22 protein-coding genes and 1 riboswitch are annotated in these 23986 nt (G+C 60.8%); of the genes, 17 read left to right on the forward strand and 5 right to left on the reverse strand.

Going from position 1 to position 23986, the window contains the following annotated elements; all coding sequences use genetic code 11:
• Nucleotides 1-127 precede the first annotated feature (127 nt).
• The 11 genes from ACQKKX_RS13810 to ACQKKX_RS13860 all read left to right on the forward strand — a co-directional run bounded on the left by ACQKKX_RS13810 (nucleotide 128) and on the right by ACQKKX_RS13860 (nucleotide 9940).
• Nucleotides 128-532 carry a septal ring lytic transglycosylase RlpA family protein gene (locus tag ACQKKX_RS13810; RefSeq protein WP_427571312.1) on the forward strand — a complete coding sequence of 135 codons (405 nt, stop codon included), beginning with the start codon at nucleotides 128-130 and terminating at the stop codon, nucleotides 530-532.
• Between the two features lie 155 nt (nucleotides 533-687).
• Entirely contained in the window at nucleotides 688-1965 is a 1278-nt protein-coding gene (locus tag ACQKKX_RS13815) for an RsmB/NOP family class I SAM-dependent RNA methyltransferase (RefSeq protein ID WP_427571313.1), read from the forward strand.
• A 150-nt stretch (nucleotides 1966-2115) separates the two neighbouring features.
• Nucleotides 2116-2571, forward strand: coding sequence for a TspO/MBR family protein (locus ACQKKX_RS13820; RefSeq protein WP_427571315.1), 456 nt, complete (start codon nucleotides 2116-2118; stop codon nucleotides 2569-2571).
• A 113-nt stretch (nucleotides 2572-2684) separates the two neighbouring features.
• The gene (locus ACQKKX_RS13825) at nucleotides 2685-3134 is read left to right on the forward strand and encodes a PaaI family thioesterase (RefSeq protein WP_427571317.1); all 450 of its coding nucleotides are present in this window, start codon (nucleotides 2685-2687) and stop codon (nucleotides 3132-3134) included.
• Nucleotides 3131-3784 carry a 5'-methylthioadenosine/S-adenosylhomocysteine nucleosidase gene (locus tag ACQKKX_RS13830; protein WP_427571319.1) on the forward strand — a complete coding sequence of 218 codons (654 nt, stop codon included), beginning with the start codon at nucleotides 3131-3133 and terminating at the stop codon, nucleotides 3782-3784. The genes ACQKKX_RS13825 and ACQKKX_RS13830 overlap by 4 nt, the downstream gene beginning before the upstream one ends.
• 83 nt (nucleotides 3785-3867) lie before the next feature.
• Nucleotides 3868-5445, forward strand: a complete 1578-nt coding sequence (guaA, locus tag ACQKKX_RS13835) for a glutamine-hydrolyzing GMP synthase (RefSeq protein WP_427571321.1) — start codon at nucleotides 3868-3870, stop codon at nucleotides 5443-5445.
• Between the two features lie 244 nt (nucleotides 5446-5689).
• A riboswitch (TPP riboswitch) is annotated at nucleotides 5690-5801 on the forward strand.
• On the forward strand, nucleotides 5793-6401 hold the full coding sequence (locus ACQKKX_RS13840; protein WP_427571322.1) for a YkoF family thiamine/hydroxymethylpyrimidine-binding protein: 609 nt from the start codon (nucleotides 5793-5795) through the stop codon (nucleotides 6399-6401). It overlaps the preceding riboswitch by 9 nt.
• Before the next feature lie 36 nt (nucleotides 6402-6437).
• Complete coding sequence (locus tag ACQKKX_RS13845) at nucleotides 6438-7256, forward strand: ABC transporter permease (RefSeq protein ID WP_427571324.1); 819 nt, start codon at nucleotides 6438-6440, stop codon at nucleotides 7254-7256.
• Nucleotides 7253-8044 carry an ABC transporter ATP-binding protein gene (locus ACQKKX_RS13850; RefSeq protein ID WP_427571325.1) on the forward strand — a complete coding sequence of 264 codons (792 nt, stop codon included), beginning with the start codon at nucleotides 7253-7255 and terminating at the stop codon, nucleotides 8042-8044. The genes ACQKKX_RS13845 and ACQKKX_RS13850 overlap by 4 nt, the downstream gene beginning before the upstream one ends.
• Before the next feature lie 204 nt (nucleotides 8045-8248).
• On the forward strand, nucleotides 8249-9202 hold the full coding sequence (locus ACQKKX_RS13855; protein ID WP_427571600.1) for an ABC transporter substrate-binding protein: 954 nt from the start codon (nucleotides 8249-8251) through the stop codon (nucleotides 9200-9202).
• 147 nt (nucleotides 9203-9349) lie between these two features.
• Nucleotides 9350-9940 carry a YqaA family protein gene (locus tag ACQKKX_RS13860; RefSeq protein WP_427571327.1) on the forward strand — a complete coding sequence of 197 codons (591 nt, stop codon included), beginning with the start codon at nucleotides 9350-9352 and terminating at the stop codon, nucleotides 9938-9940.
• A 75-nt stretch (nucleotides 9941-10015) separates the two neighbouring features.
• Here the strand turns inward: ACQKKX_RS13860 and ACQKKX_RS13865 are convergent, their stop codons facing one another.
• Nucleotides 10016-10186: a hypothetical protein gene (locus ACQKKX_RS13865; RefSeq protein WP_209018569.1), complete on the reverse strand. Its 171-nt coding sequence runs from the start codon at nucleotides 10184-10186 to the stop codon at nucleotides 10016-10018.
• Nucleotides 10187-10353: 167 nt separating this feature from the next.
• Between ACQKKX_RS13865 and ACQKKX_RS13870 the strand changes: the two genes are divergently transcribed.
• The 3 genes from ACQKKX_RS13870 to ACQKKX_RS13880 all read left to right on the forward strand — a co-directional run bounded on the left by ACQKKX_RS13870 (nucleotide 10354) and on the right by ACQKKX_RS13880 (nucleotide 12511).
• Entirely contained in the window at nucleotides 10354-10713 is a 360-nt protein-coding gene (locus ACQKKX_RS13870) for an ArsC family reductase (RefSeq protein ID WP_427571328.1), read from the forward strand.
• 3 nt (nucleotides 10714-10716) lie between these two features.
• On the forward strand, nucleotides 10717-11193 hold the full coding sequence (gene ybaK, locus ACQKKX_RS13875) for a Cys-tRNA(Pro) deacylase (protein WP_427571329.1): 477 nt from the start codon (nucleotides 10717-10719) through the stop codon (nucleotides 11191-11193).
• Between the two features lie 67 nt (nucleotides 11194-11260).
• Entirely contained in the window at nucleotides 11261-12511 is a 1251-nt protein-coding gene (locus tag ACQKKX_RS13880; RefSeq protein ID WP_427571331.1) for an aminopeptidase, read from the forward strand.
• Nucleotides 12512-12594: 83 nt separating this feature from the next.
• On the opposite strand, the gene ACQKKX_RS13885 is transcribed toward ACQKKX_RS13880, so the two are convergent.
• On the reverse strand, nucleotides 12595-13884 hold the full coding sequence (locus ACQKKX_RS13885; RefSeq protein ID WP_427571332.1) for a sugar MFS transporter: 1290 nt from the start codon (nucleotides 13882-13884) through the stop codon (nucleotides 12595-12597).
• 274 nt (nucleotides 13885-14158) lie between these two features.
• Here ACQKKX_RS13885 and ACQKKX_RS13890 point away from each other — a divergent pair, with 274 nt between their 5' ends.
• The gene (locus tag ACQKKX_RS13890; protein ID WP_427571333.1) at nucleotides 14159-15310 is read left to right on the forward strand and encodes a GH25 family lysozyme; all 1152 of its coding nucleotides are present in this window, start codon (nucleotides 14159-14161) and stop codon (nucleotides 15308-15310) included.
• A 266-nt stretch (nucleotides 15311-15576) separates the two neighbouring features.
• Here ACQKKX_RS13890 and ACQKKX_RS13895 read toward each other — a convergent pair whose 3' ends face one another.
• The gene (locus tag ACQKKX_RS13895) at nucleotides 15577-18744 is read right to left on the reverse strand and encodes a PAS domain S-box protein (RefSeq protein WP_427571335.1); all 3168 of its coding nucleotides are present in this window, start codon (nucleotides 18742-18744) and stop codon (nucleotides 15577-15579) included.
• Between the two features lie 308 nt (nucleotides 18745-19052).
• Between ACQKKX_RS13895 and ACQKKX_RS13900 the strand changes: the two genes are divergently transcribed.
• On the forward strand, nucleotides 19053-19946 hold the full coding sequence (locus tag ACQKKX_RS13900; RefSeq protein ID WP_427571336.1) for a DMT family transporter: 894 nt from the start codon (nucleotides 19053-19055) through the stop codon (nucleotides 19944-19946).
• 36 nt (nucleotides 19947-19982) lie between these two features.
• On the opposite strand, the gene lepA is transcribed toward ACQKKX_RS13900, so the two are convergent.
• Together lepA and ACQKKX_RS13910 are read right to left on the reverse strand one after the other, a co-directional pair.
• Complete coding sequence (gene lepA, locus ACQKKX_RS13905) at nucleotides 19983-21809, reverse strand: translation elongation factor 4 (RefSeq protein WP_427571338.1); 1827 nt, start codon at nucleotides 21807-21809, stop codon at nucleotides 19983-19985.
• A gap of 81 nt (nucleotides 21810-21890) precedes the next feature.
• Nucleotides 21891-23156, reverse strand: coding sequence for an MFS transporter (locus ACQKKX_RS13910; RefSeq protein ID WP_427571339.1), 1266 nt, complete (start codon nucleotides 23154-23156; stop codon nucleotides 21891-21893).
• Between the two features lie 279 nt (nucleotides 23157-23435).
• Between ACQKKX_RS13910 and ACQKKX_RS13915 the strand changes: the two genes are divergently transcribed.
• Entirely contained in the window at nucleotides 23436-23954 is a 519-nt protein-coding gene (locus tag ACQKKX_RS13915) for an N-acetyltransferase family protein (protein WP_427571340.1), read from the forward strand.
• Nucleotides 23955-23986 lie beyond the last annotated feature (32 nt).

A 23986-nucleotide genomic window follows, 5' to 3' on the forward strand; every position in this document is an offset into this window, starting at 1 on the left:
AGGACATCACGATTGTTACAACGTGTAATGTTCCGTGAATGGATTGCCCACTTTTTCGCCTTTTTTGACCCCGCTTTACCGTCGCCGCCCGCTTTTGCGGCTCTTCGACCACAGGGGACAATACGATTTGAATTTCTTCCGACGCTCACTTTCCATCGCAGCTGCCGTGGCTGCTCTCAGCAGTTTCGGTGCCGCGCAGGCAAATGCTGCGCCCGGTTGTGGCCATGCTTCCTGGTATGCGCTCACATCCAAAACCGCCTCCGGTGAACGCATGAATGCCAGCCTCATGACGGCGGCACATCGTTCGCTTCCCTTCGGCACCAAGATTTTGGTGACCAACAAGAAGAATGGCAAAAGCGTCGTCGTGCGCATCAACGACCGTGGCCCGTTCATCCGCGGCCGGATTATCGATGTCTCCAAGGCCGCTGCCCGCAATATCGGCATGGTCAATTCCGGCACCGCACAGGTCTGCTACCAGATCGTAGACGGCGGCAGCCAGAAGAGCGCAGGCAAGGGCCTCAAGGAAGGCTGATCTTCAGCCCCGAAGGCTGCCGCTTCCGGAGCGCAACTGGTCGCATTCGGTCTCGCACCTGCCAGCCATCGGCGATTGCGGTTCCGCCTCTTGCCCTGACACCAAAACCTCGGTACGACCCCGGCCATACGGGTTCAACCGATACGGAGTGTGACATGCGACTGGGCGGACGAGTAGCCGGAGCCATCGAGGTTCTGACCGACATAGAGGCGCGCAAGCGCCCTGTCGCAGACGCCCTCAAGGACTGGGGCCTGTCCCATCGGTTTGCCGGATCCGGCGACCGCGCAGCCATCGGCAACATCGTCTATGACGCTTTGCGCATGCGCCTGTCGCATGCCTGGCTGATGGAAGACGACAGCCCGGCTGCACTGGCCTTCGCCGTTCTGGTACGCCAATGGGCGTATTCGCGCGACACGCTCCAGGCCGAACTGCTGGACGACAAGTTCGCGCCCGATCTCCCATCTTTCGCACCGCTTCTGAGCCGCGACCTTGCTGACGCTCCTCTTCACGTCCAGGGCGATATTCCGGACTGGCTGCAGCCGTCCTTCGAAGCCGGTTTCGGCGAGGACTGGCTGGCCCAGGCCCAGGCGCTCGCCGGGCGACCGACGCTCGATCTGCGCGCCAATACCCTGAAGGCGACCCGCGACAAGGTCGTCAAGTCGCTTGATCGCTCCGCAGCTGCGGCCTCACCGATTGCCAGAAACGGTGTCCGGATTGCCGCCGGGGAAGGTCCTTCCCGCCTGCCCAACGTCACCGCAGAACTTTCGTTCCAGAAGGGCTGGTTCGAAGTGCAGGACGAAGGGTCGCAGATCGTCGCGGATCTGGTCATGCCTTCGGAAGGCGCGCAGGTTCTTGACTATTGCGCCGGTGGCGGCGGCAAGACGCTGGCGATGGCAGCCGCGATGCACAACAAGGGGCAGATCCATGCCTATGACACGGACCGCAAGCGTCTCGCGCCGATTATCGAGCGGCTGAAACGCGCAGGTGTGCGCAATGCGCAGGTACATGATGATGTACGCCGCATGGAAAGCCTCAAGGGCCGTCTCGATACCGTCCTGGTCGATGCACCCTGCACCGGCACCGGCACATGGCGTCGCCGTCCCGATACCAAATGGCGGCTGACCCCCCGGAATATCGAGGAACGGATCGAGCAGCAGCAGGCAGCGCTGGCCGAGGCAGCCACCTATGTGAGGCCGGGCGGCACGCTGGTCTATGTCACCTGTTCGGTTCTGCCGGAGGAAAACGATCTGCAGGCGAGACGCTTCGTTAAGAGCGATCCCCGGTTTTCGATCGAACCTGCAGGTCCGGCATGGACCTCCCTGTTCGGCGACACAGCTTTGCGGCCGCATTCGCGCGATGGCGCGACGTTGACGCTCACGCCCGCCCTGACAGACACCGACGGCTTCTTCTTCTGCCGCATGCGTCGCAATTGACCGCGACGGATTGATCTGGGTTTGGCGCTTGCAGGAGTTTTCAGGACCCCTCTGTGCCGTTTCGCGGCAACGGAAGCCGCTACTCAGCGGTATATATCATTTCGCTAAAGTGAGCCTTTACTCGCGTGCGCATGGCCCTATGTCAGCCAGATGCGAAAACTGATTACCTATATTTTATTCGTTGCAGCATGTGTGGCCATCGGCGTTTTGAGCGGTATCGCCAACATGCCGGGTGAGTGGTATCAGAACCTGCAGAAGCCACCGCTCAATCCGCCGAACTGGATTTTCGGACCTGTCTGGGCGGCCCTCTACGTCATGATTGGCACGGCGCTTGCTGAAACCTGGTTCGATCGAAACAATCGCAGCCGGCTGGTCATCTTCGGTTTGCAGGGTATTCTTAACCTCGGCTGGTCGCCCGCCTTTTTCGGCTTGCAGAACGCGCCCCTCGGACTGGCCATCATCGTGCCCATGCTGTTCTTCATCCTGCTGTTTATCGCAGCCAGCTGGAATGCCAACCGCAAGGCGGCGCTGCTCTTCGTGCCCTATGCCGCATGGGTCGCCTTTGCCACCTACCTCAACCTCGCCATCGTGCTGCTGAACCCCTGAACCCTGTCTTTCTTTTCCCGTGCAGACCCTCGGCAATGACCGACGCGGCACAAGGCGCGCTTGCGGGCGGGGCCTGCCTTGTGCAAATCTCGCGGCGGCCAACAGGAGCAGACATGACGGTGATCGATCCCGGCGACTTTGAAAGACGCATCAAGAAAAGCTTTGCAGGCCAGCCGACCATGGCCATGCTCGGCGCCGAACTGACACGCGTCGAGCGTGCCATTGTCGAAATCGAAATGCCGTTCGACGTGAAACTGACGCAGCAGCACGGGTTCCTGCATGCCGGCGTCATTGCGGCCGGACTCGATTCGGCCTGCGGCTATGCCGCCTATACGCTGATCGAGCCCGAAGCCTCGATCCTTACCATCGAATTCAAGATCAACCTAATGTCGCCGGGCCGCGGCGAGCGTTTTCTGTTTCGCGGCGAAATCACCAAGCCGGGCTCTACCATCATCGTGGCCGATGGACGCGCCTATGCGGTGGGTGACGGGCCGGCCAAACTGATCGCCTCAATGAGCGGCAGCATGATGGTGATCCGTGGTCGCGAGGACCTTGTCGAATGATCCGCCCGCTTGCGCTTGCTCCGACAATACGGATTGCCGGAAAGTCGGTGCTGTTCGTCATGGCGGTGGATGCCGAATATGGGCCGCATCTCAAAAGCCGCATCACGCCGCTGATGACCGGTGTCGGCCCCGTGGAAGCCGCAGCCGTCCTGTCACGCGAACTGGCGCTGCTCGAAACCGCCGGTGGTCTGCCGGATCTCGTCGTCTCACTCGGATCCGCCGGTTCGCGCAGCCTCGAACAGACCGGCATCTATCAGGTCTCTTCCGTCGCCTATCGCGACATGGATGCCTCACCGCTCGGTTTCGAAAAGGGTGCGACCCCGTTTCTCGATCACCCCGCCATCCTGCCACTGCCATTGAAAATCCCCGGCCTTGCACAGGCCTCGCTGTCCACCGGCGGCAATATCGTATCGGGCTCCGCTTACGATCTGATCGCCGCCGATATGGTGGACATGGAGACATTCGCCGTCATGCGCTGCTGCCAGCTGTTCGGCGTCCAACTGATCGGCCTGCGCGGCATTTCCGATGGAAAGGAGGAGCTGAAACATGTCGGAGACTGGACGGAATACCTGGCCGTGATCGACGAAAAGCTGGCCGACGCCGTCGACAAGCTGACGGGCGCCATCGAAAGCGGCCACCTTTCGCTATGAGGCCAGTGCGAATCCGCTATGCAGCGGTCATTTTCGGCGTTTGTCCGGTTGCCAGAAATGCCAGTTTTCTCTAAAGGCTCGCCATGACCCAGATAGCGCATCCCGACAGCATCCTCATCATCGATTTCGGCAGCCAGGTAACGCAGCTGATTGCGCGCCGCGTCCGCGAAGCGGGCGTCTATTGCGAAATCCATCCTTTCCAGAGTGCCGCCGAAGCCTTCGACAGGCTCGCGCCGAAAGGCGTGATCTTTTCCGGCGGCCCGGCTTCGGTCACGACCGAAGGCAGCCCGCGCGCACCGCAGGCGGTTTTCGACAGTGGCGTGCCGATTCTCGGCATCTGCTATGGCCAGCAGACGCTCTGCACCCAGCTCGGCGGCGTCGTCGAAGGTGGCCATGCCGCCGAATTCGGTCGCGCAGATGTCGAGATCAAGAAGGCCAGCCCGCTGTTCGACGGTTTCTGGGCTGAGGGTGGCCGTTATCCGGTCTGGATGAGCCACGGCGACCGCGTAACGCAGCTGCCGGACGGTTTCGAGGTCATTGCGACATCGGAAAACGCGCCCTTCGCCATCGCCGCCGACGAGAGCCGTCATTACTACACGACGATGTTCCACCCGGAAGTGGTGCATACGCCGGATGGCGCCAAGCTTCTCTCCAACTTCGTGCACAAGATCGTCGGCCTGAAATCCGACTGGACCATGGCCGCCTACCGCGCCGAAATGATCCGCAAGATCAAGGACCAGGTCGGCACCGAGCGCGTCATCTGCGGCCTGTCCGGCGGCGTCGACTCCTCTGTTGCCGCCATCCTGATCCATGAAGCGATCGGCGACCAGCTGACCTGCATCTATGTCGATCACGGCCTGATGCGTCAGGGTGAGACCGAACAGGTCGTCGGCATGTTCCGAGACCATTACAACATTCCGCTCGTGGCCGTGGATGCCTCCGACCTGTTCCTGACCCAGCTTGCCGGCGAAAGCGACCCTGAAGTCAAGCGCAAGACGATCGGCCGCCTGTTCATCGAGGTTTTCGAGGCGGAAGCGGCAAAGATCGCTGCCGACGGCAAGGGCGAACCGCGCTTCCTCGCGCAGGGAACGCTTTATCCGGACGTTATTGAAAGCGTTTCGTTCTCCGGCGGCCCGTCGGTCACGATCAAGAGCCACCACAATGTCGGTGGCCTGCCCGAGCGCATGAACATGCAGCTCGTCGAGCCCTTGCGCGAACTGTTCAAGGACGAAGTTCGCGCGCTTGGCCGAGAACTCGGCCTGCCGGAAAGCTTCATCGGCCGCCACCCCTTCCCGGGTCCGGGCCTCGCCATCCGCTGCCCAGGCGGCGTCACTCGCGAAAAGCTCGATATCCTGCGCAAGGCCGATGCGATCTATCTCGACGAAATCCGCAAGGCCGGTCTCTATGACACGATCTGGCAGGCCTTTGCCGTGCTGCTGCCGGTGCAGACTGTCGGCGTCATGGGCGATTACCGGACCTATGATTTCGTTTGCGCCCTTCGTGCCGTCACCTCGGTCGACGGCATGACGGCGGATTTCTATCCCTACGACATGAACTTCCTCGGCCGCACCGCGACCCGCATCATCAACGAGGTCCGCGGCATCAACCGCGTCGTTTATGATGTTACCTCCAAGCCGCCGGGCACGATCGAGTGGGAATGAACCGGAGCGGTCCGTAGACGCGACAATGGGAAGGAGGGCGAAAGCCCTCCTTTTTCGTTGCCGGGTTGCTGAACTCTCGGATTCCATTTTGCGGTAATCGCCGTGAGGTACCAGTGCCATGGCCCAAGAGAGGCTGACGTGATGGCTTTGCCAATATTGATGAAGCCTGAATGGGCTTGCGATCCGCCTCGCCATTTTTCTCGACAACCCACCTTGCCATCCGTCCCCAATCCGGTCTAACTAGCCGCGATTACAGGGGTGCTCCGTAAGGCCGGGGCTGAGATATGGTCGCATGACCGTGGACCCTTCAGCTGATCTGGATAATGCCAGCGGAGCGAGGTAGAGCGATGTTTTCCGGCGCGCAGATTTCTTTGTATCCGATGACCGACGATTTCGTCGGCGTCATCACAGACGCGCTGTCGGCGCTCGAGCCCTATCGCGAAAAGCTGCGGATCGAGACGGACGATATCTCCACGCTGCTCGTCGGCACACCTGATATCGTGTTCGCCGCCATGCGCGACCTGTTCGCGGCAGCGTCGAAGAGTGGCAAGCATTGCGTCCTGCATGCGACGATCTCGCGCGGATGCCCGGGCGAGCCGGACGACCCGATCTGCCAGACACCGGAATTTTCCGGACCGCTGGCGCCGCTTGCCGAGCGCAAGCTGAAGGCGCATCTGGCGGTCGGCGATGCACCGGTGATCGGTCAGGAGGCGGCGGCGCAGTTCTCGCTATACACGCTCGGCATCGACGGCCACATGGATGAGATCTATGGCTGCATCGATTTCGTGAAGAATTCCGGCACGTTTGAGAAATCCAAGAATTTCTGCACCAAGCTGCGCGGCGACACCGGTGCGGTCTTCTCCACCGTGCATGAGGCGCTGGTGCGTTTCGGGCCACCGGCCGGACATGTGACGATCGACCTGACGGTCTCCGCCAACAGCCCCTCCGCGCGCTGATTTTCCACGCGTCCTGCGAACGGCCGAGGCATGTTCATGTTGTTTTCGCACCCCGTGCGCGGGCGGCCCGCCGTCTCGATATGGCTTCATCTCCGTAATGCCCTGCCGGCTGTTATGGCTGTCGGCGGTCTGGCGTTGATCTTTGAAACCTATGCACTCTTTTCCGGCGTCTCGCCCACGACCTTGCCGGCGCCGTCGCGGGTTCTCGCGCAAGCCTATCAATACCGGCAGGCTCTGCTCGACAACGCCATCCCCACGCTCAGCGCCACGCTTGCGGGTTTTTCGTTATCGCTTGTCGCAGCCTTCCTTCTGTCCGTCATCGTCGATTTCGTGCCGGCGCTGAAGCGGGCGCTTTTTCCCGTCTTCATCGTCAGCCAGACCTTGCCGCTTGTGGCGATCGCGCCCCTGGTCGTGCTGTGGTTCGGCTTCGGGCTTTTGCCAAAAATCCTGCTGGTGGCGCTGGTCACCTTCTTTCCCATGCTGGTCGCGCTTTCGCGCGGTTATGAGGCGACCGAACCTGAACTCGAACAATTGCTGACCTCGATGGGCGCCGGGCGTTTCAAACTTTTCCGTGTCGCCCGCCTGCCCTCTTCCCTGCCCTTCTTCTTCGCAGGCCTGCGAATCTCGATCACCTATGCCGTCGTCGGCGCGATCTTTTCCGAGTATGCCGGTGCCGCCAAAGGTCTCGGCATTTATATGCTGAATGCCAAGAACAATTTCCGACCCGACCTCGTGCTGGCCGCGGTGCTGGTAAGCGCCGTGCTGACGCTCTGCCTGTTCGGGCTTGCCGTTCTTGCGGAAAGGCTCTCGATGCCGTGGACGCGCCGGGGTTCCGTCGGAGGTCAGGAACGATGAACGTACCGCGTCTGAAACTCGATGCCGTCAGTTGCCGTTACGGCGACCTTCCGGTGCTTGCCGCTATTTCCATGACGGTGCAGCCCGGGGAATTCGTCTCCATTCTCGGCCCCTCCGGTTGCGGGAAATCCACGCTTTTCAAGCTGTTGACCGGGGGCATCGACGCGGATGCGGGTGCGATCGAATTCGATGGGCAGCCGCTTGCGGCAGCCGGACGTCCGTTCGCCTTCATGCCACAACGCGATGCGCTGATGCCGTGGCGCAGGATTCTCGACAACACGACGCTCGGCCTTGAAGTGCAGGGCATGCGCCGCAGGCATGCGCGCGAGCGTGTGGCGCCGCTGTTTGCCGAGTTCGGCCTTTCCGGCTTCGAAGAGAATTATCCCGCCGAACTGTCCGGCGGCATGCGCCAGCGCGCAGCCCTGCTGCGCACCGTCGTACAGGACAAGCCGATGCTTCTGCTCGACGAGCCGTTTGGCGCGCTTGATGCCCTCACACGCGCCGGTATGCAGCGTTGGCTCGAGCAAATGTGGAAAAAACACCGCTGGACGGCCATGCTGGTGACCCATGATGTGCGCGAAGCCGTGCATCTGTCCGACCGCATCTATGTGCTCTCGCCTCGCCCGGCTCGGGTGATCCGCGAAATCGAGGTCGACCTGCCGCGTCCGCGCGGCCGCGATGCCGCAACCCAAACCCGCGCGGCGGCGATCGAAGCCGACCTTCTCGAAACGCTGCTCGACCCCGGCCAGCCGGGCAGCCGTACCCATCCGGCCTTTGCGGCGAAATAGCCGCATGTTTCCGCAGGATTGAATGCCATGACGCAACCCCTACTCTCGCCTCAGTCCCCAACCCTTCCCAGTGCTTCGGATCACGAGGATCGCTTGGCGGCCTCCCTGTCTCAGCCTTCAGCCTTAACGGTAGTGCCAACCGCCACCCTGCTGACGCGCCGCAGCGCCCTTGCAGCGGCTGCCGGTCTGGCGCTGTTGCCGCTTATGAGCCGCCCGGCCCGCGCTGCCGATCGGATAGTGAAGGTTGCACTCGACTGGACGCCGAACACCAATCATATCGGCCTGTTCGTTGCACGCGACAAAGGCTTTTATGCCGAAGCGGGTCTTCAGGTCGAAATCTTGCCCTATACCGACACCTCGGCCGGTACGCTGGTGGCCAACAGGGTCGCCGATTTCGGCGTCATCGGCTCGATCGGCCTTTTCACTCAGCATTCGGCCGGCGCCGACCTGATCGGCGTTTACGCGATCGTCCAGCACGAGACAGGTCGCGTCGTGTTCAAGGCCGACCGCGACGACATCAAAAGCCCGAAGGATCTCGACGGCAAGACCTATGGTGGGTTCGGAAGCGACTGGGAAAACGCGCTGCTCGGCGCAATGATCCGCCACGATGGTGGCAAAGGTGAATTCCAGACCGTGACGCTCGGCACCTCCGCTTATCAGGCCTTGGCCAATGGTTCCGTTGATTTCACGCTGGAAGTCTACACCTGGGAGGGCGTACAGGCCGAACTGGAAGGCTTGAAACAGAAGGCTTTCCGATATGCCGATTACGGTGTGCCGGACGAACATACCGCGCTGCTCGGCTCCAACCGCGCCTTTCTGGATGCCAATCCGGATACGGCCCGGGCATTCCTACAGGCAACCCGCCGGGGCTATGCCTTTGCCGTCGACCATCCGGACGAGGCGACCGATCTTCTGATTGCCGCCAACCGCGATGCGCTGACAGACCGCCCGCTGGTCCGCGCCTCGCTACAGGCGCTGATCGACGGGTACTACTTGCGACGGCAAGATGGGGTCGTGGGGACGATGGAAGCGGCCAAGATGGAGGCGATCGGCGACTACCTCTTCAACGCGAAGATCCTGAAGGACGGCAATGGCGGGACGCTCGAAGCCCGGCCAGATGCGACACGCTATTTCACCAATGAGATCCTTGGCGACTAACGGTCGCCCAAGGCCTCTGCGAATGCCCGTCACCCCTCGGGCATTCGCTTTCATCAAACCGGAACGGTCATTTTGCATTGCAGCAAGTTTACAAGCCGGTCCGGCGCCGATAGACCTCGCAGCAAGACTGATCGGGAAACCTCTTGCATGCTGCGCAGACTGTACGACTGGACGATGGCGCTGAGCGCCCGCAAGGCCGCATCCGCTTGGCTTGCCCTCATTGCTTTTGTGGAGAGTTCGGTCTTTCTGGTGCCGGCAGACGTGCTTTTCCTGCCCATGGCACTGGCGCGCCCGCAACGCGCATGGCGCTACGCGCTGATCGCCACCGTGGCTTCGGTTCTCGGTGGCATTGCCGGATGGTGGATCGGCTATTACGCCTTCGATGCGATCGCAAAACCCATTCTGGAATTTTATGGCAAGCTCGACACGTTCGAGGACCTACGCTCGGGTATCAGCTTCGAAATGGTCATCCTGTTCCTGGTGACGTCGGGTCTGGCGCATCTGCCGCCGATCAAGGTCGTGACCATTCTGGCTGGCGCGGCACATGTGAACATCTGGCTGTTCATCGGCTCCGCTATCATTGCCCGCGGCGCACGCTTCTACCTGTTGGCCTGGCTGCTGCGGCGCTATGGCGAGAGCATCCGCCACTTCATCGAACACCGTCTGGGGCTAATCACAGCCATCGGCGCCGGTATCGTGCTCGTCGGCTATGTGGCCTACAAGTTCCTGACGCATTGATAGTCTGAACCTGGCCTTTTCACAGCCCCGGACTGCCCCTATCCGATACGGGGCAGCCGATCATCAAATCGGTGTTTAGAACTGGACGCGGTCGAAAGCCTTCGGGTCGATTCCCAGCGTTGCAAGGTCTCGCGCCTGCGGCTTGCGACCGCCTTCAACGGCGGCGGAAGCGGCGGTGGCAGCACCGAAAACAGCGATGGCACGGCCAATGAAACCACCGCGCATGTTCTTGAGGTTCGTGGACATGTGCATCTCCTTTTGTTGATTAGAATATGCTCCCGAGCCCGTCTGCATACAATGCACAAGGGCGGATGGGAGCCATGCAGAACGATGCGACCTGCCGGTGTTTGCGCTTGTCCGCTGCCGAAATTGAAGGCATTCCAATAGCCGAGTTTCTACACGGGAGAGATCAGATGAGCGTTACCATCTTCGGTATCAAGAACTGCGACACGATGAAAAAGGCGCGTACCTGGCTGGACCAGAACGGCATCGATCACACATTCCACGATTACAAGGCATCCGGCATCGATCTGGCGCATCTTGAGGTTTGGACGGACAAGGCGGGATGGGAAACGCTTCTCAACCGGGCCGGCACGACCTTCCGCAAACTCCCCGACGAGGCGAAGGCAGACCTGGACCGGGACAAGGCGATCGGCCTGATGCTTGAGCATCCATCGATGATCAAGCGTCCGGTGCTGGAAAAGGACGGCACGGTCGTTGTCGGTTTCAAGCCTGATGTCTACGCCAGGAGCTTCGGCAAAGGGGACGAGTGACAGATGTCGAAGACGACGCGCGCCACCCAGACGCTGTCGAAAGCCGGCATCCGTTTCGAGACCGTGACCTATGATTACGACCCCCATGCCGAACGTATCGGGCTACAGGCGGCGGCCGCGGTCGGCGAGGCACCGCATCGCGTTCTCAAGACGCTGATGGCCGAACTCGATGGGAAACCGGTCTGCGTGGTCGTTCCCTCCGACCGGGAGGTGTCGATGAAGAAGCTGGCAGCCGCTTTCGGTGGCAAGTCGGCGCAGATGATGAAGCCCGCCGATGCCGAGCGCCTGACCGGTTATCACGTCGGCGGCATCAGCCCTTTCGGCCAGAGGAAGCTTGTACCGACGGCGATAGAGATCGCCGCTATGGATGAGGATATGGTCTATATGAACGGCGGCCAGCGTGGACTGCAGGTACGGCTGCCGCCTAAGGATGCGCAACGCGTTCTGAAGGCGATTGTCGCGGCCTTGGTGGCGGACTGAGCTTCAAATCCGGTGCCTTCGGGGCTATGTCTGTTCCATCGTGTTTTGAAAACAGGCAGGCATCTTCATGAATATCCATTCCGATATCGCCACGGTCGATCCCAAGAAACTGGAAAAGCTGGCCGAAGTGGCCGTGAAGGTAGGCTTGCGGCTCGAAGCAGGACAGGATCTGGTGATGACGGCGCCGCTCGCCGCCATCCCGCTGGTCAGGATGATCACCCGCCATGCCTATATGGCCGGCGCCGGACTGGTGACGACCTTCTATTCCGACGAGGATACCACGCTCTCCCGATACCGCCATGCGCAGGATACGAGCTTCGATAGGGCGTCCGGCTGGCTTTACGAGGGCATGGCCAAGGCTTTTGCCGGCAACGCTGCGCGTCTGGCGATCGCCGGCGACAACCCCATGATGCTGGCCGGCCAGGACCCGTCAAAGGTCGCGCGTGCAAACAAGGCGAATTCGATGGCCTACAAGCCGGCGCTCGAAAAGATCTCCAATTTCGATATCAACTGGAACATCATCTCCTACCCCAATCCGGCCTGGGCAGCACAGGTCTTTCCTGAGCTCGGCGAGCAGGAAGCCATCAAGAAACTGGCCGATGCGATCTTTGCAGCCTCGCGTGTCGATCTCGACGATCCGGTCGCAGCGTGGGCGGATCACAACGCCAATCTGCGCAAGCGCTCTACATGGCTGAACGGTCAGCGTTTTTCGGCACTGAAATTTACTGGCCCCGGAACGGATGTGACGATCGGGCTGGCTGACGACCACGAATGGCATGGCGGCGAATCCACTGCCAAGAACGGCATCACCTGCAACCCGAACATTCCGACCGAGGAAGTGTTCACGACTCCGCATGCATTGAAAGTCGAGGGTTATGTCTCGAGCACCAAGCCGCTCTCGCACCAGGGCACGCTGATCGACGGCATTCAGGTCAAATTCGAGGGCGGTCGCATCGTCGAGGCCAAGGCGACCAAGGGCGAAGAAGTGCTCAACAAGGTTCTGGATACGGATGAAGGCGCGCGGCGTCTCGGCGAAGTGGCGCTGGTGCCGCACTCCTCGCCGATCTCTGCCAGCGGCATCCTGTTCTACAACACGCTGTTTGACGAAAATGCCTCCTGCCACATCGCGCTTGGTCAGTGCTATTCGAAATGTTTCCTCGATGGCGCTTCGCTTACCCAGGACCAGATCGCAGCCAAGGGCGGCAATTCCAGCCTGATCCACATCGACTGGATGATCGGTTCCGACAAGGTCGATATCGATGGTGTGCGGGGCGATGGCTCGATCACGCCGGTCATGCGAAAGGGCGAATGGGCCTGATCCAGGGTGACTGCTGAATAGGCAAAGGGCCGGTCTGCTTGCGCCGACCGGCCCTTCCTTTCACTGGGATCGAACTGGCTACATCAGGCCGGCTTGTGGCCCTTCAGACCGTAATAGGCGATGTAGACGTAGCAGACGATCGGCATGATGAAGGCCATCTGGATGCCGATCGTATCGGCAAGCGCGCCCTGCACGAGGGGCAGAATGGCACCGCCGACGATGGCAAGGCACAGAATGCCGGACCCCTGGCTCGTGTGACGGCCAAGGCCGTGCAGCGCCAGCGAGAAGATCGTCGGGAACATGATCGAGTTGAACAGGCCGATGGCGAGGACCGCCCACATGGCAACAGCACCGCTCGACATGATGGTGACGACCAGGAGAATGATCGAGGCCGCCGCATTGAAGGCAAGCGCCTTGCCATCGTCGACGTAGCGCATCGCGGCTGCACCGATGAAGCGGCCAACCATCGCGCCGCCCCAGAAATAGGCGACGTAATGCGCGGCGTCGGTTTCCGGAATGTTGCCAATCGTCGGCTCTGCCAGGAAGTTGACAAGGAAACTGCCGATCGAGACTTCCGCGCCTACATAGACGAACAGGCCGACGGCGCCGAGCACCAGGTGACGATAGCTCCAGGCCGATCCCTCAGCATGACCGGCGATCGCGGTCGGCTCTTCCTCCTGAACCTGCGGCAGCTTCAGTGCGGCGAAGATGGCGGCAAGAACCAGGAAGGCGACTGCGAGCAGCATATAGGGAAACTGCACCGCATTGGCTTCGGTCACGCGCAAAGCCTCGACCTGCTCGGGCGTGGCATTTTCCATGCCGGCGGTCGCCGCCGAGAGGATGAGGACCGCACCGAACAGCGGGGCGAGCGTGGTACCGAGAGAGTTGAAGGCCTGTGTCAGCGTCAGTCGGCTGGCCGCCGTTTCAGGCTTGCCGAGAACCGTGACGTAAGGATTTGCGGCAACCTGAAGGACGGTGACGCCTGCGGCAAGCACGAACAGCGCCCCCAGGAAGAGCGCGTAGACGCGGTAGCTTGCAGCAGGAATGAACAGCGCGCAGCCGATGGCGGCGATCACCAGACCAACGACGATGCCCCATTTATAGCTGATCCGCTTGACCAGCGCGCCGGCCGGCAGCGAGACGATGAAATAGGCGCCGAAGAAGCACAGCTGAATTAGCATGGACTGCGTGTAATTCAGCGAGAAAACGCTCTTCAAATGCGGAATGAGGATGTCGTTCAGGCATGTGATGAAACCCCACATGAAGAACAACGAAGTGAGAGCGACAAGCGCAAAACCATAATTTTCGGTGCTCGAAACGCCGGAGGAGCGTGCTCCTGCGAGATCGGCGCCGTTGCCTGTATAACCAGCCACTTGGCAGAACCTTTCAAACACATTCAGACAGCCGGACGCGACAGGATGTCGTGCTGCACTGCGGGAGAAATCCCATCGCCGCTATATGCTGCAGCTGCGCGATTTTGGAAGTGACTTCGAATTAAAACAGTTGGCAATACACCTGAATTTTGCGCGTGCTCATCGCCAGGCTGTAAAGATTGCATTCAGTCTTTTCCGGTAATCTTCCATTAGCACTGTTTCCAATGGTTCCGGCAGGCCGATGGCTCCGGACATGTGATGCGTATGGACGCCGATGCACAAAGCGATCAGACCAGCATTTATGTTGACCACGATGTTCCTCGGTGGTTGTTCGTCCGGCATGACGCCAGAGGGGTTGGTGCCCGCCCGTCCGTCGCGCGAAATCACCAGTTCGGTCCAGCAGAGCCCGGCGCCTGTTCCGACCGTCGGTGTCGGCACCTCTGGCATGGTGGCTGCGGCGTCCGGCCCAGCGCCACGCCCGCAAGCGTTGTCCTGGGCGGGTCCGACGCCGGGCGACCATGGCGCTTCCCCCATCGCTGCGCCACTCGCCGTCCCGAACGATGTCATGCCGGCGTCCCGTCCGTCCGGTCTTTCCGCTGCCCAAACTACGGTCGGCATGCCGGCGCAACCCCTGCCGATCGCGCGTCCCGCCGGTCTTACGCAAACCGCAGCCTTGTCCACCGGCACGATGAGCAGCGCGGCCCGCTCGCGCATCTACAGCCGCCAGTTTCGTGATGCAAAGCCGATCAATTTCGGCAAGGTTCAGCCCCGCCATTATGCCGTTCACGGCGTCGACGTCTCCCGCTGGCAGGGCGAGATCGACTGGCCCAAACTGAGAAGCCAGGGCGCCAATTTTGCCTATATCAAAGCGACCGACGGCGGCGACCATCTCGACCCGATGTTTGCGACCAACTGGCGCCGCGCCAAGGACGCCGGCATTCGCCGTGGCGCCTACCATTTCTTCTACTGGTGCCGCACCGCAGGCGAACAGGCCGACTGGTTCATCCGTAACGTGCCGCGCGATCCCGACGCCCTGCCGCCGGTAATCGACGTCGAATATAACGGGGAATCTGCATGCAAGATGCGGCTTTCAAAGGCCCGCGTCGTCGAAAAGATGCAGGTATTCATGGACAAGCTGGAGCGCCATTACGGCCAGCGTCCGGTCATTTATACCGCCCCTGATTTCTACAAGGACAACCTGCGCGGCGAGTTCGAGAACTACCCGTTCTGGCTGCGTGCCGTCGCCCAGCATCCATCGGTCGTCTATCCCGGCCGCAAATGGGCCTTCTGGCAGTATTCGGGGTCCGGCCTGTCGCATGGCGTGACCGGCAAGATCGACCTCAATGTCTTCAACGGCAGCGAGGAGCAATGGCATAACTGGCTGAACCGCCAGCGCGGTGGTGCTGGCACGATGGCGAGCCGTTGATCGCCGCTGTTCAGTAAGAGGGCTTCTTGAGGGGGAGCCGGCAGCCCAGGGACGGCCGGCATGGGACGCCGAACCCAACACTATAGCCGGCGCCGGAAGGCCAGTCCCCTGCTCTGCACCTGAACCCCCGCCCGGACCACCCGGGGACCGCCTATCAAGATGACGGATAAACGCACACACTGAACCCTGCGGGGTCAGAAAACATCGCGCTAGGCGTATCTGCGGCCTTTGTCTTGACGCGCGTCGATGTACGGCGGCTTTGCGGCTCAGCTGGCCAGTCGTCTTGGCCTGTTGCGGACCGAAAGTTCGGGGATTTCCTGCAAGAGCTCGCTCACCTGCTCTGCCCTGAGCGGCCGCGCCAGAAGAAAACCCTGCACTTCATTGCACTGGTCGGCCGTCAAAATGGCCAATTGTTCGTTGGTTTCCACACCTTCGGCAGTCACGGAAATGCCAAGCGCACGGCCCAGCCCGAGAATGGCCTGCACGATCGGGCGCGCGCTTTCCTTGCGATCGAGGTCCGAAATGAAGCTGCGATCGATCTTGATGACGTCGAAGGGATAGTTGCGCAGATAGCTCAGCGACGAATACCCAGTACCGAAATCGTCCATGGCAAGGGTCACCCCGGCCTTCTTCAGCTCCTTGAGCAATTCGATGGCGCGGTCGGCGTCTTCCAGCAGAATGCCTTCGGTCACTTCCAGCTCGAGCAGCGAGGGTTCCAGACCCGTCTCCGCCAGGCAGTCGCGCACCTTCTGCACGAAATTGGCGTCGCGGAACTGCACCGGCGACACGTTCACGGACACGCCGATACCATGCCAGTGCTTGGCCGTTTCGCAGGCGGTGCGCAGGATCCAGTCGCCGAGCGGCACGATCAGCCCGTTCTGCTCCGCCAGCGGGATGAATTCCGCCGGGCTGATACGGCCGCGTTCCGGATGCGCCCAGCGCACCAGCGCCTCGACGCTGCGGATATGCCTTGCCCGCGCGTCAAAACGTGGCTGGTATTCGAGATAGAATTCGCCAGCGGCAAGGCTGTTGCGCATGCCTTCCGTCATCTTGCGCTGCACTGCGACCTTGCAGTTCATGTCGGTCGAAAAGAAACTGTATTGCCCGCGGCCGTTTTCCTTCGACTTGTAGAGCGCAGCATCAGCAGCGCGCAGCAATTCGTCCGGGGTGGTGCCGTCGGAAGGCGAAATCGCCACGCCGATCGATACGCCGACGGACAGTTCGACACCCTCGTGGCGGATCGGTTCGGTGACAATTGCGTGGATATGCGCGCAGAACCGTTCGATCGCCTCGGTCGGCATGCCGGGTGCGGCAATCACGAACTCGTCGCCGCCGACGCGTGCGACGATCTGGTCATCGCGCAGGGCTCGTCGCATGCGGTCGGCCACTTCGCCAAGCACCCGGTCTCCCACGTGATGGCCGTAGGTATCGTTGATCGGCTTGAAGCGGTCGAGATCCAGATAGAAGACGACCATGCTGCCAGCGGGTCCGGCGAGGCAGTTTTCCATGAAGGCCGAGAGCTTGATCCGGTTCGGCAGCGACGTGGCGGAATCATGCTGTGCCTGGCGCCGGGCATCGTCGAACGCCGCCGCCAGTTCCACGTTCGAACTGACATCGGTAGCGTATTTGATGACCTTGGTCGGCTTGCCGTTCAGATCGAAGATCGGGTTGTAGCTCGCCTGGATCCAGATTTCCCGACCGTCCTTGCCCACGCGCTTGTACATGCCGGAATGATAGCTTCCCGAGCGCAGCTTGTCCCAGAAGCCGACATAATCAAGGCTTGCGGCTTCGTCGCGGGCGATGAGGACCGAATGGTGGCGGCCCTTGATCTCATCGAGCTGATAGCCGAGCATGGACAGGAAATTCGGGTTGAGATCGATGACGGTGCCATCGAGATCGAAGACTGCGACGCCTTGCGACTTGTGGATCGCCTCGATCTGACCCTGGTAATCCGCCTGGCGCAGTTTCGCTTCGGTCACGTCGGTCGCGTATTTGACGACCTTGAACGGCCGTCCATTGAGGTCCTTGATCGGATTATAGGTGGCCTGCAGCCAGACCTCATGGCCATTCTTGCCGATGCGCTTGTATTCACCCGCACGGAAATGGCCTTTGGCAAGATCCTCCCAGAAAGTCCGGTATTCCTCGCTTTCGGCCTCTTCCGGCTCAACGAACATGCTATGATGACGCCCGCGCACGTCGACGAACTTGTAGCCGGTCGCGGCGAGGAAATTTTCGTTGGCCTCGATGATGGAGCCGTCAAGATTGAAGGACACGACGCATTGGGCGTTGTGAATAGCGGCGATCTGGCCTTCGTGCTCGGCCTGCACGAGGCGCTCGTCGGTGACGACGGAAGCATATTTGACCACCTTGACCGGTTTGCCATTGGCATCGAAGATCGGGTTGTAGGTGGCCTGAAGCCAGATTTCCGAACCATCCTTGGCAAACCGCTTGAACAGACCGGAACGATGCCGACCCTTGCGCAGGTCGTTCCAGAAGGCGGCATATTGCGTGCCATGCGCGTGCGACCGCTCGACGAACATCTTGTGATGACGGCCCAGAATCTCGTCAAGCGAATAGCCGACGGCCTCAAGGAACTGTTCGTTGGCATCGAGAATCGTGCCGTGCATGTCGAAAGTAATGACGCTGTTCGACTTGTGGATGGCGTTGATCTGCCATTCGTAATCGGCCTGGCGCAGCTTCTGGCTGGTCACATCGGTGGCGTATTTCACGATTTTCATCGGACGCCCGGCAGGATCGAAGATCGGGCTGTAGACGGCCTGTAGCCACACATCCTCGCCATCCTTGCGGCGACGGCGGAATTCGCCACTCTTGTGGTCCCCTCGCGCCAGCGAACGCCAGAATTCCCGGTATTCGACCGTGTCCGGCTCATGCACGAACATCGAGTGGTGATGCCCCAGGATTTCGTTCAGCGTATAGCCGGTAACATCGAGGAAGCGCGCATTGGCATCGAGCACCGTGCCGTCGAGCGAGAAGTGGACGACCGCCTGATTGGCATTGATGGCGGCAATCTGGCCGCGCTCATCGGCCTCGCGCGCCTTTTCGCGGGTCACGTCGGTGACGATCTGCAGGATTTCCTTAACCGTCCCGTCTTCCGACAGGATCGGGACATAGCGCGACTGCAGCCACAGCTCCGCCCCGAGCTTGGCAATCCACAACGAGATGGTCTCGTGTTGTTCGCCGGAGCGCAGCCTGTCCCACAGATCCTTCTGGCGCCTGCGGTCGCCGGACTTCGACAGAAAGACGGAATCGGTACTGCCCAGCAATTCGATGAGATCGTAGCCCAGCATGCGCAGGAAATGCGGATTGGCCGCAGTTATCTTGCCATGGACGTCATATTTTACCGTGGCGAAAAGCTGATTGAGGGCCCGAACCTCAGTCGAAAGGTTCAGATAATCTGCGACGGGCTGCGGCATCTGCGAATACACTGAGCTGTTGAACTGCCGGCAAATTACACCACCGCCTCTAAAGGTAGCGTAAACAATTGAAATCATTATTCTTATAAGTAATAGTCAGATTTCCCTATGCTTAGGGTGGAGCGTTGGCCGCAAAGCGCGCTCCGGTTGCCGCCCTTATCTCTCTTCACGACAGATAGTCCCGTCCAAAGAAACCCAGCCCGGATAGACAGGTCTTCCCCCAATCAGGCCTCGCCAGCGCTGAATGCCGGTAGACATGGCACCGATCAAAGGCCCATAGCTGATGCAAAGGGATGGAGGTCTCAGAAATGACGGCAGACAACAGACTCACCGCGACCGGTGGAGGACGCGCTGAATTCGGCCAGGGCCTGTTATGGATGGCCGGCAGCATGGCATCCTTTATTGGCATGTCGATCGGCTCGCGCGAAATGGCGCAAACGATGTCGATCCAGCAGGTGATGTTTTTTCGCGCGCTGGTCGGCCTCTTGGTCATCCTCGTGGTGGCGCGAAACCTGTTTCCGCAGGTGCGGCAGATGACGATGGTGAAACTGCATCTGTTGCGCAATGTCGTGCATTTCACCGCGCAATATCTCTGGACGGTCGGCATCGTTTTCCTGCCGCTTGCCTCGGTCTTCGCGCTGGAATTCACCATGCCGATCTGGGCCGCCTTCTTTGCCTGGATCTTTCTGAAGGAAAAGCTGACCACGCCGCGTATCATTGCAACGATCGGCGGCTTTATCGGGGTGCTGGTCATCGTGCGGCCGGGTCTGGGTCTGATCCATCCCGCCGCCGGACTTGTGCTGATCGCTGCTGCGGGTTTTGCCATCGCGCTGATCGTGGTGAAGGAACTGACGCGACACTGCTCGCCGGGCGTCATCGTCGTCTGGATGATCCTGATCCAGCTGCCGCTCGGCTTTGTCACGGCACTGACCGACTGGCAACCGGTGCAGATGGTCTCCGTGCCATGGATGTTCGTATCGGGCATTGGCGGACTGACCGCGCATTATTGTCTGGCACAGGCGCTGAAACGGCTGGAGGCCTCAATCGTCATGCCGGTCGACTTTCTGCGCGTGCCGCTGGCGGCGATCGTCGGGTATTACGCCTATGCGGAAGCAATCGACCTGTTTGTCTTCTTAGGCGCTGCCATCATCGTTCTGTCGAACTATCAGGTGGTGATGACGGAGCGCAGACGGGCGCGGTGACGAAAAAGGCGGGCTCCGAGGCCCGCCTTACTTGGATCAATCGTCTTTCATCTTCAGTGCGGCGATGAACGCTTCCTGCGGAATGTCCACCTTGCCGAACTGTCGCATGCGCTTCTTGCCTTCCTTCTGCTTGTCGAGCAGTTTGCGCTTACGCGTGGCGTCGCCACCGTAACATTTGGCCGTCACGTCCTTGCGCATGGCCGAGATCGTCTCGCGGGCGATGACGTTGCCGCCGATCGCTGCCTGGATCGGGATCTTGAACATGTGCCGAGGGATCAGATCCTTGAGCTTCTCGCACATGTCGCGACCGCGCTTTTCGGCTGCCGTGCGGTGCACCAGCATGGACAGCGCATCGACGGGTTCGCCATTGACCATGATCGACATCTTCACGAGGTTGCCCTCGCGATAGGCGTCGAGATGATAGTCGAACGAGGCGTAACCCTTGGAAATCGACTTCAGGCGATCGTAGAAATCGAACACGACTTCGTTGAGCGGCAGCTCATAGGTCAGCATGGCGCGCTTGCCGACATAGGTCAGTTCCGTCTGGATACCGCGACGATCCTGGCAAAGCTTCAGGATACCGCCGAGATAGTCGTCCGGCGTCAGGATGGTCGCCTTGATCCACGGTTCGCGAATTTCGGCGATTTTCACCACGTCCGGCATGTCGGCCGGGTTGTGCAGCTCGCGCTCCGATCCATCGGTCATGGTTAACTGATAGACGACCGAAGGGGCGGTTGCGATAAGATCGAGATCGAATTCGCGCTCCAGGCGCTCCTGGATGATTTCCAGATGCAGAAGGCCGAGAAACCCGCAGCGGAAACCGAAGCCGAGCGCGGCGGACGATTCCATCTCGAAGGAAAAGGACGCGTCGTTCAGGCGCAGCTTGCCCATGGCGGCGCGCAGGTCCTCGAAATCGGCGGCATCGACGGGGAAGAGACCGCAGAACACGACGGGCTGAGCCGGCTTGAAGCCCGGCAACGCCTTTGCCGTGGGCTTCTTGTCTTCGGTAATGGTGTCGCCGACGCGGGTATCGGCTACTTCCTTGATCGAACCGGTGATGAAACCGATTTCGCCCGGACCAAGGCTATCGACCGCCAGCATTTTTGGCGTGAGCACGCCGACGCGCTCGACCTGGTATTTCGCGTCCGTGCCCATCATGCGGATGGTCATGCCCTTGGACAGGACGCCATCGATGACGCGTACCAGAACCATGACGCCGAGATAGGTATCGTACCAGCTGTCGACCAGCAGTGCCTTGAGCGGGCCCTTGTCCCCTACTTCGCTTTTCGGCGGCGGCAATTGCGTGACGATGGCTTCGAGAACATCGGGAATACCAAGTCCGGTCTTGGCCGAGATCAGCACGGCCTGGGACGCATCGATGCCGATGACTTCCTCGATCTGTTCCTTGATGCGATCGGGTTCGGCCGCCGGCAGGTCGATCTTGTTGAGGACCGTCACCAGTTCGTGATTGTTGTCGATCGCCTGATAGACATTGGCAAGCGTCTGGGCTTCCACACCCTGACTTGCATCGACGACGAGCAGCGAGCCTTCGCAGGCGCTGAGCGAACGCGACACTTCATAGGCGAAGTCGACATGGCCGGGCGTGTCGATGAGGTTGAGCACATAGGTCTCGCCGTCATTCGCCTTGTAATGCAGGCGGACGGTCTGGGCCTTGATGGTGATGCCGCGCTCGCGCTCGATATCCATCGAATCAAGGACCTGCTCGGACATGTCGCGTTCGGCAAGGCCGCCGGTCGTCTGGATCAGACGGTCGGCCAGTGTCGACTTGCCGTGGTCGATATGCGCCACGATCGAGAAGTTGCGGATATGGTCAAGCGGCGTGCGCGGAGAATTGGTGCTCATGGTTCGCGCATATATCAGCGGGCTTCGTGCTCGCAAAGGGGGAAGATAACCTTTCGTTGAGTATGTCGGTCGCTTTTGGCACTAGTAAAGCTTGGTCTCCGGCGTGATGCCGCCTTCCGGATCGGTGATGATCGAGGCATTCGGCATCTGCGCGGTTTTCATGCCGAAATTTTCGCGCTCGTCCGGCGGCACCGGATCGCGCTCCTTGAGGCGCCAGATGACGTAAGCTCCATAGGCCGAGGCGACGAGGATGATGGCATAAATGAAGGTCTGCTGGCCGAGAACGGGGGCAAGGAAGGTGATGCCGAGCGGCACGATGGTGGCCGCCGTCGACCAGGCAACGAGAAGCGTCGAGGACAGCGGCACGAAATCGCCGGGGTCGGCACGATCGTTGGCATGCGCGTTGGCGACCGAATAGACGGTTTCCACCGCGCCGCCGAAGATGAGAAAGACGACCATCAGCAGGACGAATGTGTCGAAGGAAACCATCAGCGCCGCAACACCCGAGACAATGATCAACCCGCAGGTCAGTAAAAGGATGACGCGGCGGTCGATACGGTCGGATACGAGGCCGAGCGGATACTGGATGAACAGCAGTCCTGTCTGCATGACCAGCATGAGTAGCGCCACCTCGCCTTGCGTGACGCCGTTGAGGGTCGCATAGATCGGCGTGAAACCCTGCACCACCATGGACAGACCGCCGGAGGCGAGGACGCCAACAAGGCCGACCGGCGAGATACGCCACGCCATCTTGACATCGACGCTGACGCTGGCCGGTGGCGGCGGCGTGGGCAGACGCGTCAGGCCGATCGGAATGATGGCGAGCGCGGTGACGAACACGACGATGAGCGGTGCCAGATTGCCTTCAGCCGGTACCTGCCCGAACAGCCACGCGCCGAACCCCAGCCCGAGAATGTAGCACATGTAGAAGAAGGACATGGCCCGGCCGCGCCACGCATTTGACGAAGCGTGATTGAGCCAGCTCTGGGCAATGATGAAATTGACGTTGGAAGCCGCACCGTAAAGCGCGCGCGCAAGGACCCACCATGCGGCCGGCAAGCCCGCCGCCACCAGCACGGCGCCGATGATGACAATGGCCATGGAGCAGGCGAACAGACGCGCATGCCCGACGCGGCGAATAAGCGGGCCTGCCAGCACACAGCCGAGCAGGCCGCCGAAAGCGAGCGCCGGCACCGCCAGTCTCGCTGCCCAGGTTTCGCCCTGACTGGTCAGCACAAAGGGCACATAGGTGGCCATGATACCACTGCCAATGGCGGCAATCGTCATCGACAGGACGATGCTGGCGATCGATACGGGTGAAGCGGCAAGGGCAGGCGTTCCGGTCATATTCATCCTCGAAGGCAGGCGAAAAGCCACAGCCGCATTGACGGTCGACCGCGACAGCGACCCCCATGCGCTCCGCACTTCTGTTGAGCCGGACGGCGCGGCCATCTTGCGGTGAAGTCAGATTAGCCCGTGCCCGTGACGGAACGCTATCCGGGAAGCGGCATCGCAGCATCGATTTTCCACCGCGGCCAATACGTTCTTTGTCCCCTTGATCGCCCGATCAGCCGAGATCATAAAAGGGCAGCCGCCCTTCCCCCATCTTTGCCCAAGGATTTGAAAGTGACCGTGATCCGCATTCTTGATGCCGAGGCCGCCTGCGCTGCCATACCCGATCTCTGCGAGGTTTTGTCCGACTGCATCAATGGCGGCGCGTCCGTCGGCTTCATGCTGCCCTTCACGCCTGATGATGCCGTCCCGTACTGGGAAGACACGGTCCGGGCGGTTGAAGCCGGGGACATCATTCTTGCGGTGGCCGAGCTCGACGGGCGGGTGGTGGGCACGGTGCAGGTCGGCTTGGCTTCAAAGCCCAATCAGCCGCATCGCGCCGACATCATGAAGCTTCTGGTGCATCGCTGCGCACGCGGTCTTGGCCTTTCGCGCAAGCTGATGGCGGCAGTGGAAGATGAAGCCGCGCAGCAGGGTCGGACGCTGCTGGTGCTGGACACCGCGACCGGCAGCGAGGCGGAGGGGATCTATCCGCGTTTCGGCTGGGAACGCGTGGGCGTCATCCCGGATTACGCATTGTGGCCGCAAGGCGGGTATTGCAGCACGACATTGTTCTACAAGCGCATCGGTTAGCATGACGGGAGGCTTTCGCCTCCCGTCGGCAT

Origin of the sequence: Neorhizobium sp. NPDC001467 (genome assembly GCF_050275975.1) — a bacterium.
GTDB lineage: Bacteria > Pseudomonadota > Alphaproteobacteria > Rhizobiales > Rhizobiaceae > Neorhizobium.

Coding starts and splice junctions, on each gene's coding strand:
- ACQKKX_RS13815 (WP_427571313.1), top strand. CDS start 688: ATGCGACTGGGCGGACGAGTAGCCGGAGCCATCGAGGTTCTGACCGAC.
- ACQKKX_RS13820 (WP_427571315.1), top strand. CDS start 2,116: ATGCGAAAACTGATTACCTATATTTTATTCGTTGCAGCATGTGTGGCC.
- ACQKKX_RS13825 (WP_427571317.1), top strand. CDS start 2,685: ATGACGGTGATCGATCCCGGCGACTTTGAAAGACGCATCAAGAAAAGC.
- ACQKKX_RS13830 (WP_427571319.1), top strand. CDS start 3,131: ATGATCCGCCCGCTTGCGCTTGCTCCGACAATACGGATTGCCGGAAAG.
- guaA (WP_427571321.1), top strand. CDS start 3,868: ATGACCCAGATAGCGCATCCCGACAGCATCCTCATCATCGATTTCGGC.
- ACQKKX_RS13840 (WP_427571322.1), top strand. CDS start 5,793: ATGTTTTCCGGCGCGCAGATTTCTTTGTATCCGATGACCGACGATTTC.
- ACQKKX_RS13845 (WP_427571324.1), top strand. CDS start 6,438: ATGTTGTTTTCGCACCCCGTGCGCGGGCGGCCCGCCGTCTCGATATGG.
- ACQKKX_RS13850 (WP_427571325.1), top strand. CDS start 7,253: ATGAACGTACCGCGTCTGAAACTCGATGCCGTCAGTTGCCGTTACGGC.
- ACQKKX_RS13855 (WP_427571600.1), top strand. CDS start 8,249: ATGAGCCGCCCGGCCCGCGCTGCCGATCGGATAGTGAAGGTTGCACTC.
- ACQKKX_RS13860 (WP_427571327.1), top strand. CDS start 9,350: ATGCTGCGCAGACTGTACGACTGGACGATGGCGCTGAGCGCCCGCAAG.
- ACQKKX_RS13865 (WP_209018569.1), bottom strand. CDS start 10,186: ATGTCCACGAACCTCAAGAACATGCGCGGTGGTTTCATTGGCCGTGCC.
- ACQKKX_RS13870 (WP_427571328.1), top strand. CDS start 10,354: ATGAGCGTTACCATCTTCGGTATCAAGAACTGCGACACGATGAAAAAG.
- ybaK (WP_427571329.1), top strand. CDS start 10,717: ATGTCGAAGACGACGCGCGCCACCCAGACGCTGTCGAAAGCCGGCATC.
- ACQKKX_RS13880 (WP_427571331.1), top strand. CDS start 11,261: ATGAATATCCATTCCGATATCGCCACGGTCGATCCCAAGAAACTGGAA.
- ACQKKX_RS13890 (WP_427571333.1), top strand. CDS start 14,159: ATGCACAAAGCGATCAGACCAGCATTTATGTTGACCACGATGTTCCTC.
- ACQKKX_RS13895 (WP_427571335.1), bottom strand. CDS start 18,744: ATGCCGCAGCCCGTCGCAGATTATCTGAACCTTTCGACTGAGGTTCGG.
- ACQKKX_RS13900 (WP_427571336.1), top strand. CDS start 19,053: ATGACGGCAGACAACAGACTCACCGCGACCGGTGGAGGACGCGCTGAA.
- lepA (WP_427571338.1), bottom strand. CDS start 21,809: ATGAGCACCAATTCTCCGCGCACGCCGCTTGACCATATCCGCAACTTC.
- ACQKKX_RS13910 (WP_427571339.1), bottom strand. CDS start 23,156: ATGACCGGAACGCCTGCCCTTGCCGCTTCACCCGTATCGATCGCCAGC.